Raw genomic sequence first — 9,690 nt, forward strand, 5'->3', positions numbered from 1 at the left:
GATCGTGACAGCCCCATCCCCCGAGACAAGCGCGGTCTGCCCTATGCCGTGATGATGGCGATGGCCGGTCAGCCCAGTATTTTTCACCTGGACTACCTCGGTCCCGATACACGGCCTTACTCGCTACAGCGCACGCTACGAAATTTGACAAGTCTGTACAACGCACTCTGCTGGGGCAAAGAGAGCGTGCTCCTCGCGACCAAAGATGTCTTAGCGCTGGAGCGTGAGAGCGGTCTGATTGCGGTTTTTGTGCGCCCCGGTGGCCCACGAGAGATTGTCGTGCCCACCCGCTGGAAGAAAAAGCAGATGGCTCCCGTGGGCAATGACTTTGATGGCAGCATTTTACTCCCTGGCCCGACCACCGATGCACAAGGGAACCTGCATCTCTCTCTTTCTGACACGGCTCCTTACGGTATCTGGGAGTTTTACGCGCCTCTTGAGAGAACCCGAGAGCGTAAGCGACGCCGCACGCCGCGCCCCACCACCCAAGTCTTTGAGTTCGCCAATGACCTCGACACGGGGCGACTTGGTGAGGGGCAGCGCACCATCACAATCACCGCAAAAGCAGGCAGCGAGCTTGTCGCACGGCTCACGAGAACCTACGGCGAGGGCAGTGTGCTGGTTGAGCTGCGCGACCGCCAGAACCGGGGAATCGCTGCTGCCACGGCTCCGCGCGGTCGCGCCGTGGTGCTGCGTGCCCGAATTCCGGCAAACGGAACCTACCGATTTCTGATCACGGCTCCTGGAAATCCCACCACGGGAGAGCTCGCCATTACCTACTTTGGTGCCACTTCCCCCTAACCCCCGCAAGCGGGAGAATTAGGGGGAGCTAAGCGGATGTGCCCCAGCTGTAAAGAAGAAATGCCTCAGGGAGCTGGGCAAAGACGCTCTGCTTATTCCATTGGGCATGCATTCGTAGGCCCTGCTCGTAGCTGTCGAGCTGCTGGATAAATGTCGGCAGAGGGGGAATGAGGCCGTTGCTGTAGTCGGTCACGGTTGCGGCAAACTCCGCCTGAGTGATTGGCTCACAGACCACGGACTCCGCGTTTCGAGTGAAGTACGGCTCTGACTGGTGCCAGTCGAGTGCTTCCATGGCCTTGATCCAGAATCGTAGCGGGTCAGGGCAGTCCGAGCGTCTGCCTTGAATGATGGAGATTCCTTGCTCGGAGTTTCGTGCTGTGAAGTCTTTGTAGCCAAAATAAACGACCTCAAGTGCGGGAGCTTCTCCGCCACACTCGGATCGCCAACGCGTGAGAAATTCCTCTCGGGTAAACATTTTTTTACTTGCAGGTCTCTAGGGCTTTATTAATGAAGGCAGTAAATTCGGGTTCGTAGTGGGCCTCTCTGGCGTGCGCATACTCTGGTGATTGAAGATACACACGGTGCTAGCAAATCTGCTCAGAGAGAGCGCTTTCCCATTCCCTATCATTGGGGAAGGAAGTGTGAATTTGTTCGGCGCTATAGAGAAAGTACTCAACAAACCAGGCATAGCTAGCCTTCACAGCAGGCGAGACCATAGCTTTTCCTTGTCGTGCTTCGGCGAACTCAGGCTTCTCCATGGCGAGCTTAAGGTACTCCTTGTAGGCATCTCGTGCGGAGGCTTCTCGCTGGGTCTGCTCCGAGGCACGTATCTGCAGTACAGCCACCCAGAGGCCAATGGCGGCAAGAAATGCGGTGCCAATAGCGCTCAGGTGCGCTGCTCTCTCCAGGCGTGTCATGGTTTGGGTTCCTGCTGAGTGCTACAGTGGATGCTTCCGCCTCCCGCAGCGATGCCATCCACATTGAGCTGCTCGATGATGCGTCCTGGATACGCCCGCTGGAGCGCATCTTTCGTGGTGGCATCTGCTTCGGTATCCCCAAACTCTTGGGCAATGACCGCTCCATTGCAGACATAGAACCCGATGTAGCCTGCCGCAAAAGATTTTGATTCAAAGGTTTTTCGATACTTGGTTGGTGCTTGGAGTGCGATGACTTCCAGTACACGGCCCTGGGCATCGGTGGCACTGCGAAGAATATCAAGGTGAGATTTTGTAACGGCATGATCGTAGGAGGCATTGTCCGAGTCATACCCTGCGAGCACTACTCCAGGGCGAGCAAAGCGGGCATAAAAATCCGTGTGGCCGTCGGTGATGTCCTTGCCTTTGATGCCAGGCAGCCAGATAATCTTCTCCAGCCCCAGCAAGGGCTTAAGCTTTGCCTCGAAGTCTGCTTTGGAGATGCTAGGGTTACGATTGTCATTGAGCACGCAGCTCTCTGTGATAATCGCTGTGCCGGTACCATCCACTTCGATGCACCCCCCCTCTAAAACCAGAGTGGTGGTTAAAAGGCTGGCACTGGCTTGTTGGGTAATGAAAGCCGCGACATTAGCATCCTGAGAGAAAGCTTGCTTATTGCCCCAACCGTTAAAGTTGAGCTTGATACCTGCTTTTTGGCTTGTGTTGTTTTTATTGAGGACAAAGGTCGCGCCGGTATCGCGCATCCAGAGGTCATCTAGGGGAGCCGTGACAAGCTCAACGGACGAGCCTGTGAGGAGCGCTTGAGCCGTCGCCACCTCGCTCTCTCTCACGAGCATCGTCACGGGTTCGTACTTGGAAATCGTTCTGGCAATCAACGCAAGATTTCGCTGCACTTCTGGCAGGAGGGTGGCTCCCCAGACTACCTCGCTTGCCCCAAATGCCATCCACGTTCGCTGGTGTGGCTCCGACTCATCGGGCATTCGCCAAAGAGCAACGGGGCCAGGTGTTGGGGCGGGTGTGGGAGTTGGTGAGGCACTATCTTCGGGGCCACCGCCGCCACAGCCGACGAGCGATGCTCCGGTGAGAATGCTCGTGATTTGAAGAAGCTGTCTGCGTGTCATGGTTTGTGTTATTGTCATTGTTTGGGTTCCTGTTGGGTCGTACAGTGGATACTACCGCCGCCTGCGGCAATGCCATCTACATTGAGCTGAATAATTTCGCGTTTGGGGAAGGCTTTCTGAAGTGCCTCTTTGGCAGCTTTATCTGCCTTAGAGTCGCCGAATTCTTGAGAGATCACGGCTCCATTGCAGACATAAAAACCGATGTAGCCCGCCGCGAACTCGTCATTTTCGTAGGTCTTGCGGACTTTGTTTGGCCCTTCCAGTGTGATCACTTTGAGCGTGCGCCCCTTGGCATCTTTTGCGCTCTTCAAGATGCTCAGATTTTTCTTAGTGACTGCATGGTCATAAGACTCGGGATCGGGATCGTAGCCAGCCAAAACAACGCCGGGGCTGGCGAAGCGTGCGTAAAAGTCCGTATGGCCATCAGTGATGTCTTTGCCCTTGATGCCAGGAATCCAGATAATCTTCTCCAGCCCCAGCAGGCGCTTCAGCTCGGCTTCACACTTGGCTTTGGAGACCCCAGGGTTACGGTTTGCGTTCAGCACGCAGCTCTCACTGATAATCGCGGTTCCCTCGCCGTCTACTTCTATCCCGCCGCCCTCCAGCACCAGTTCCGTTTCTAGTGCCTCCACTTCGGAATGCTCCGTGATAAATCCAGCGACTTGTGCGTCTTTGTTAAACGCCTGTTTTTCACCCCAGCCATTGAAGTTAAAATCAATGGCGGCTTTTTCATCGTTGGCACCTACCACAAAAACGGGGCCGGTGTCGCGCATCCAGAGATCGTCAAGCTCGCACTCCACTAGCTCCACCCGCGCCGCGCCAATGAGCTTCTTTGCCAGCTCGTAGTCGTCTTCCCGTACGAGCATGCTTACAGGTTCGTACTTTGCAATCGTCCGTGCGATCAGCGCTAAGTTGCGCTGCACCTCGGGGAGGAGCTTCCCTCCCCAGACTTTCTTGCTCGCCCCAAACGCCATCCAGGTTCGTTGGTGCGGCTCCGACTCATCGGGCATTCGCCAGTTTTCCATGAAACAGAGTTTACAGCCGGTAGGCAGTTTTCGCGAGAGTATAGCAAAGAGCCGATGCCATACTGGCAGCGTCTTCTTCATCTATGAGATGCTCAACTACCAGCCCGGCGAGCCAGTCGGAGACCACGCGCCGCCAGACATCGTGGCGGGCGGGGATTGAGCAAAAGGCGCGGGTGTCGTCGTTGAAGCCTGCCAGATTGTAGACTCCCGCCGTCTCGACCACGCTATCTAAAAAGCGGCGCATCCCGAGGCGGCTGTCGAAGAACCACCAGGGCGGTCCGAGGTGCAGCGCTGGGTAGTGCCCTGCAAGCGGTGCCAGCTCGCGCGAGTAGAGTGTCTCATCGAGCGTAAAGAGAATAAGCGAGAGCTTGGGATCGTTGCCGTAGGCACTGAGCAGGGGAAGTAAGTTGCGGGTGAACTCTCCGGCCATCGGGATGTCGGCCCCTTTGTCCGCTCCAAACTTCTCAAAGAGCCCTTGGTTGTGGTTTCGGAAGCTGCCGACATGAAGCTGCATCGTCAGGCCATCGTCGGCGCTCATTCCGGCGAGCGTGAAGAGCATATGGGCTATAAAGCGGGCACCGTCGCTTGGCTCCGTTTTCCCCGCCAGCGCCCGGTCAAAGACCACTGTCGCTTCCGAAGGCGAGAGCGGCGTGGTGTCGCCGTAGGAGGCACCGTGATCGGTTGCCGTTGCCCCAAGGCTCTTAAAGAAAGCCCGACGGTTGCGAAGCGCTTCGAGAAAACTTGCATAGCTCGTGATGCTCACGCCACTGGCGCTCTCCAGCGCCGTGATACTCTCCCGCCAGCCCAGCGCGTCTAGGTTCACGACCGCATCGGGACGAAAGGTCGGGAGAATCTTACCGCTCCAATCGGACTCGCGAATGGTTTTATGATGGCTCAGCGGATCGCTGGCGGCATCGGTGGTGCAGAGAGTCTCGATATTAAAGTGCTCAAAGAGCGCACGGGGCCGAAACGCGGGGGTCTCTAGCTTGGCCTCGATGCTGTCGTAGAGGCGCGAGGCATTGACCGCGCTGGGCTTCTCGGTGATCCCAAAGACCTCGACTAGCTCTTGCGTCAGCCACTGGCCGCTGGGGGTTCCCGCAAAAAGATAAAAATGCTCGCAGAACACCTGCCAGATCTTGCGGTGGTCGCTCTCGGTCGGGCCACCATCGCGCCGAGGCACGCCCTGGGCTTCCAGCGAGATTCCCTGGGAGTAGAGCATCCGAAAGACATAGTGGTCGGGGATAAGCAGCAGCTCGGCAGGGCTCCCGAAGCGATAGCCCGGGTCGGAGAAGAGCGCGGGATCTACATGGCCGTGTGGGCAGACCAGCGGCAGGTCTTTCACCGCGGCATAGAGAGTACGGGCCACCCCACGGCGGGCAGGCTCGGGCGAAAAACAGCGATCAGGGTTTAAGTTCATGGGCAACTATTCTCGGGAAACCGGTTGATCTCCTGCTTTGTCCGCCCCGTGAACGAGGCGTCCGGTAGCCTCGTGCCTTGGCTGGTAAGCCCGTACAGGGCTACAATTCCATGTGTTCCCCAGCCCGGCACGGGCTTACCAGCGCGACGCGCTACCAGACGCCGCCTTTCAGGCGGCTGATAATGAGGGATTTGGAGAGGTTTGTGCATCTAAGTAAACAGTGATGTTTTTTGCGGCCACACGAGAGAGAAACCAGGACGACGAAAAGCTACGTCTGGCGGCGGCACGGGCGGGGGACTCCGAGGCCCTAGGGGCACTGCTGACGCCGCATGAGGCGCTGCTCTTTCGGGTCTGCCTGGGTGTGCTGGGCAATCGTGCGGACGCCGAAGACGCGGTTCAAGAGGCGCTCTTGCAGGCGATTCGTGGCCTCACGCGTCCCGGTGGCTTCTTAGGACGAGCGAGCCTCAAGACCTGGTTGGTGCGCATCGCCCTCAATGCCTGTGGTCAGCAGCGGCGCAAGCGGCGCGAGACCGAGGAGATTCCCGCAGGATGGGTGGCCCACGACAACACGGAGAAAGCCGTGCTGGATCGTGTGCTCCTGCAAGAAGCTCTGGCCGCTCTCACGGATCGCCAGCGGGCCGTGCTGGTCTTGAAAGAGGCCGAGGGGTGGAGTGTCAAGGAGATCGCGGTGGGGTTGGGGCTGCGCGAGAAACAAGTGGACAACGAGCTGTACCGGGGCAAGCAAGCGCTGGCCCGGTGGCGGAAAGAGCGAGAGCAAGAACGATGAGCAACGACGACTGGCTGGATGTTTTAGGCGAGGGAGCGACTGGCCCCACGGGAGTGGCAACCGAGCGTGCCTTACGTACCTGGCGGAGCCAGACCAAACCATACTCCCGTGCCTGGCTTTTGCTAGCACCCACCGCCGCCATCTTTATGGGAGGCACTGTCTTTTTCCTGCGGCCCGTTAACGTACCGCAAATTTTGCCTCCCGGCTCGCCTAGGCTCGCCACCCTCCGGCTTCGCGAAGGGTTTGTAGCGCAAGCAAATCACCCTCTTCGCAGCGAGGAACGAGCGAAAGCCGGAGCGGGTCGCCGTTTCAGCGGCGGGGAGAGGATAAATAAAGGCGGGGAGAGGCAAGTAAAATACACTGCTTCTCTCCCGATACGGCGGCCCCTTGGCATCGCCGATGACTTGCACTTTATCAATGTTGAGCAGGGGCCGAGCGCGCTGGCTCCTGAGGTGCTGGAGCAGCGCTCGTTTATCGTCGTGCCTGTGCCGCTGGTAGCTTCCGAGACCTCTGCTGCGATGGCACTGGCGCTGGAGCAAGCCAAGGCTGAGGCGCAGATCGTGGACACACGTCTCCAGAAGCGTGTGACACTTGCCGCAAAGGCACTGGCATTTGGGGATCTTTGTCGGGAGCTTTCTGAGAAAACCGGCGTGAGTCTGGAGGCAAGCCGTGCGGTTGCCGATGACAAGCTCACGGTGTTCTGCACAGGGCGCTCTCTGCGCGACACGATGCGGCAAGTGAGTGCGATCTTCGGCTTTGTCTGGGAGCGCACGGGGGACGAGGGGGCCTATAAGTACCGGCTGACCCAGCCGCTCCGGGGGCGTCTTGCCGAAGAGGAGCTACGCAACAAAGACGCCCACGATGCGCTGGTGGCGCTTGATGAGGAGTTGAGTCGTCTGGGGAAGTATGAAAATGAGACTCCGGAGCAGCTTTTAGCGCGTGCGGATCAGACCGATGACCCGGCGAAGAAGCGTCAGCTCCAGAACCTGGCCATGCGTAGCTCTGGCCCCATGCGCCTCTACAACCAGCTCTCCCCCGACGACATGAAGGCGCTCCAGGCGGGCAAGAAGCTGGAGTTTAGCTCAAACCCCAAGAAGCCCGGCGAGCAGGCGCTTCCGGCAGGGATCACGCAGAGCGTTCTTACGGCTTTTGCAGACCGGGGACGCGTGATTGTCGGGGCCGATGGGAAAGTCGAGGTTAATGTCAATGACGATATGTCCACTCGTGGGCCACGAACCGGCGAGGGGCAGTCTCCCGCGACTCTGCCCGGTGCCACGGCGCTCTCCTGGCTCCAGCTCAAGCGCGACGAGCTGGGGCAGGTGAGCCTCTACGGGGGCAGTGGCTTTGGCTTTGGCGAGGGCGCAAACGAAAACTACATGGTCTGCAATGCCCCTGTTGCGGAGGGCCGGAGCCCGTCGCACAAGCCCGACAATGCGAAAGAGAACGCGGCGCTGCTTAAAGAGCCTGCTCTGGCACGTAAAACGGCGACAGTCCCCAAGACCAGTGGCGAGCTCACCACGGGCGAGCTCTTGGAGAAATTCCACCAACTCACGGGGATGGACGTGATGGGGGACTCGTTCACCGGGCTCTATCCGAGTGAGCTGCTCAATAAAAGCACGGGTGGAACTCTCCATGCCCTGCTTTCCAAGGTCAGTGATGGGCTCAATCTGCGCTGGCGCTACGAGAAGCCCAGCCCCGACGAGGCGCGTGGGCTGCTCCGCTTTCGCACCACGGACTTCTTCAACCGCCGTCCGCAGGAGATCGCCAACCGCTGGATTACCCGCTGGGAGCAGGCCCGCAAGTCCGAGGGAGCGCTGGGCAGCGAGCTGCTCTGTGAGGTCGCCCGCCTGAGTGACGAGCAGCTCGATAGCCGCGCCAATGCCCAGTACCTGACAGAGCGCAGTAAGCTTCGTGAGTGGCGCTGGGTGACGGGCCTCAAGGAGCACTGGCGCTTGCTCGCGGCGCTCGGCGCACCGCAGCGCACGCAGGCACTAGAGAGTGGCGTGCCGCTGAGCACACTGGGCTTTGAGCTCCAGGAGCGCTTTCTCTCCAATGTTTTTGCCCACAGCACCAGCTCGTCGCAGGAGTGGCCCGCTCTTGAGTGGCAGCGCGATGCCCGCTTTGAGGTGCGCTACACCCCAATGAACGCTACTGAGGAAGAGCCAAAACTTGTCTTTTCCTACCGGGGCCTGCGCCGCTCCCAAACCGGCGCTCCTCTGGTCTACACCGAAGACCAGCGCTTCAACCGCTACGGCCCTCGCCCTGAGAAATAGAGAAATAGCCACCCCGTGAACGCCGTGGCATAATGGGGGGTATGGATCTTCTGGCGGCGGTTCTGCGACTCTGGGCTCCTCTGGGGCTAGCAGCACTGGGCGGGGCACTCTCCGAGCGAGTGGGGGTGATCGCCCTAGGGCTGGAGGCAAAGCTTCTGGCGGGAGCCTATGCCGCCGTGGCCGTGGCAAGTGCGACGGGTAGCTCCTGGCTGGGTTTGCTGGCAGGGCTACTGGCAGGTGCTCTGGTTGGGGCGCTCCATGCAAGCCTCGTGCTCTTTGCCCGGGTGCCTGCCGTGCTCTCGGGCGTGGGCCTCAATCTGGGGTTGCTGGGCCTGACGACGTTTCTGCTGCGTGCTCACGGGGAGGTGGGGCTCAGCACACAAGCACGCTTTCCCGCGGAGGTCGGCATTCCTCTGGCACTCACTTTGGTACTACTGGCGGCGTTTGTGGTGGCTCAGACGCCGCTGGGGCTGCGGCTGCGGGCGTGTGGTGAGAAGCCCGAAGCGGTGCGTGCCGCCGGACTCAACCCCGAGGCGCTACGGCTAGGCACGGTCACGGTCGCTGGGGCACTCACCGGACTTGGTGGCGTGCTACTGGCGCTCATGGGGATGGGGGAGATAACCGAGAACATGACCTCGGGACGCGGCTACATCGCACTGGCCGCCGTGATTTTAGGGCGCTGGAGTCCCCTGGGTGCAGCAACTGCAGCCCTTTTCTTTGCCCTTGGAGATGCGCTGGTCGGAACCCTCCAGAACGCGGGATTTGCCCGAATCCTTCCTCCAGACTTGCTCCAGCTCTTGCCCTACATCGCGGCTCTGCTGGCTTTGGCGTTGGTCAGAGGCCGAGGAGCCGCACCTGCTGCACTAACGTCTTCCTAGCCGACGACGACGCAGAGTTAATCCGAAGAGGCCAAAACCTATTAGTATGATTGTTGTCGGCTCAGGGATTGCAGCGATGGCGAAGTTGTCGAACTGAGCGTTAAACGTGGACGTTCCGGTTGAGCCAAATTTGAAATCCGTGATGGTTTGTGTTGGGGTTGTTGCGGCTCGGTCGTTGAGCTGTTTTGAGGTTCCAACCCACAGATCCCAAGTGTCATCCGCAATAGATTCTGTGGAACCATCAGGAGCCAAGTAAGTCGTAGATGCCCCCGAGTTATTTGCTATCCAAGTGAAAGTATTGGCACCTGTAAACGTATTTGCACCATTGGTACTTCCTGATATGTCACGTACAACATAGCCACTGGTATTGTTTATGTTTATACCGAATTTAGCATAGGTATCTGCATTTGGCTCAGAGCTATTTGCGGTACCAAAACTACTTCCTACCGCAAT

Annotated in this window: 10 protein-coding genes; 4 read left to right on the forward strand and 6 right to left on the reverse strand. The window is 59.0% G+C overall.

Annotation, left to right across the window (positions count from 1 at the left end):
* A partial coding sequence (locus RMO15_RS13590; protein ID WP_309713476.1) for a hypothetical protein occupies positions 1 to 801 on the forward strand: 801 nt, incomplete at its 5' end.
* Between the two features lie 28 nt (positions 802 to 829).
* Here RMO15_RS13590 and RMO15_RS13595 read toward each other — a convergent pair.
* From RMO15_RS13595 to uxaC, 5 genes are all read right to left on the reverse strand, one after another.
* Positions 830 to 1,276, reverse strand: coding sequence for a hypothetical protein (locus RMO15_RS13595; protein ID WP_309713480.1), 447 nt, complete (start codon positions 1,274 to 1,276; stop codon positions 830 to 832).
* Positions 1,277 to 1,385: 109 nt separating this feature from the next.
* Positions 1,386 to 1,718: a hypothetical protein gene (locus RMO15_RS13600; protein WP_309713483.1), complete on the reverse strand. Its 333-nt coding sequence runs from the start codon at positions 1,716 to 1,718 to the stop codon at positions 1,386 to 1,388.
* On the reverse strand, positions 1,715 to 2,875 hold the full coding sequence (locus RMO15_RS13605) for an agmatine deiminase family protein (RefSeq protein WP_309713486.1): 1,161 nt from the start codon (positions 2,873 to 2,875) through the stop codon (positions 1,715 to 1,717). The genes RMO15_RS13600 and RMO15_RS13605 overlap by 4 nt, the downstream gene beginning before the upstream one ends.
* On the reverse strand, positions 2,872 to 3,882 hold the full coding sequence (locus RMO15_RS13610; protein ID WP_309713489.1) for an agmatine deiminase family protein: 1,011 nt from the start codon (positions 3,880 to 3,882) through the stop codon (positions 2,872 to 2,874). The genes RMO15_RS13605 and RMO15_RS13610 overlap by 4 nt, the downstream gene beginning before the upstream one ends.
* A 10-nt stretch (positions 3,883 to 3,892) precedes the next feature.
* A complete protein-coding gene (gene uxaC, locus RMO15_RS13615) occupies positions 3,893 to 5,299 on the reverse strand; it encodes a glucuronate isomerase (protein ID WP_309713495.1) in 1,407 nt (468 codons plus the stop codon).
* A 223-nt stretch (positions 5,300 to 5,522) separates the two neighbouring features.
* Between uxaC and RMO15_RS13620 the strand changes: the two genes are divergently transcribed.
* From RMO15_RS13620 to RMO15_RS13630, 3 genes are read left to right on the forward strand one after another with little or no spacing between them, the layout of a single operon-like run.
* Positions 5,523 to 6,086, forward strand: coding sequence for an RNA polymerase sigma factor (locus tag RMO15_RS13620; RefSeq protein WP_309713498.1), 564 nt, complete (start codon positions 5,523 to 5,525; stop codon positions 6,084 to 6,086).
* On the forward strand, positions 6,083 to 8,359 hold the full coding sequence (locus tag RMO15_RS13625; protein WP_309713501.1) for a hypothetical protein: 2,277 nt from the start codon (positions 6,083 to 6,085) through the stop codon (positions 8,357 to 8,359). Before RMO15_RS13620 ends, RMO15_RS13625 begins: the two co-directional genes overlap by 4 nt.
* A 41-nt stretch (positions 8,360 to 8,400) precedes the next feature.
* Positions 8,401 to 9,237, forward strand: coding sequence for a hypothetical protein (locus tag RMO15_RS13630; protein WP_309713505.1), 837 nt, complete (start codon positions 8,401 to 8,403; stop codon positions 9,235 to 9,237).
* Here the strand turns inward: RMO15_RS13630 and RMO15_RS13635 are convergent.
* The coding region (locus RMO15_RS13635) for a PEP-CTERM sorting domain-containing protein (RefSeq protein WP_309713508.1) at positions 9,223 to 9,690 on the reverse strand (468 nt) is incomplete at its 5' end. The genes RMO15_RS13630 and RMO15_RS13635 overlap by 15 nt on opposite strands.

The sequence above is a fragment of the Armatimonas sp. genome (assembly GCF_031410135.1).
Classification (GTDB): Bacteria; Armatimonadota; Armatimonadia; order Armatimonadales; family Armatimonadaceae; genus Armatimonas.

Coding starts and splice junctions, on each gene's coding strand:
- RMO15_RS13595 (WP_309713480.1), bottom strand. CDS start 1,276: ATGTTTACCCGAGAGGAATTTCTCACGCGTTGGCGATCCGAGTGTGGC.
- uxaC (WP_309713495.1), bottom strand. CDS start 5,299: ATGAACTTAAACCCTGATCGCTGTTTTTCGCCCGAGCCTGCCCGCCGT.
- RMO15_RS13610 (WP_309713489.1), bottom strand. CDS start 3,882: ATGGAAAACTGGCGAATGCCCGATGAGTCGGAGCCGCACCAACGAACC.
- RMO15_RS13630 (WP_309713505.1), top strand. CDS start 8,401: ATGGATCTTCTGGCGGCGGTTCTGCGACTCTGGGCTCCTCTGGGGCTA.
- RMO15_RS13620 (WP_309713498.1), top strand. CDS start 5,523: ATGTTTTTTGCGGCCACACGAGAGAGAAACCAGGACGACGAAAAGCTA.
- RMO15_RS13600 (WP_309713483.1), bottom strand. CDS start 1,718: ATGACACGCCTGGAGAGAGCAGCGCACCTGAGCGCTATTGGCACCGCA.
- RMO15_RS13605 (WP_309713486.1), bottom strand. CDS start 2,875: ATGACAATAACACAAACCATGACACGCAGACAGCTTCTTCAAATCACG.
- RMO15_RS13625 (WP_309713501.1), top strand. CDS start 6,083: ATGAGCAACGACGACTGGCTGGATGTTTTAGGCGAGGGAGCGACTGGC.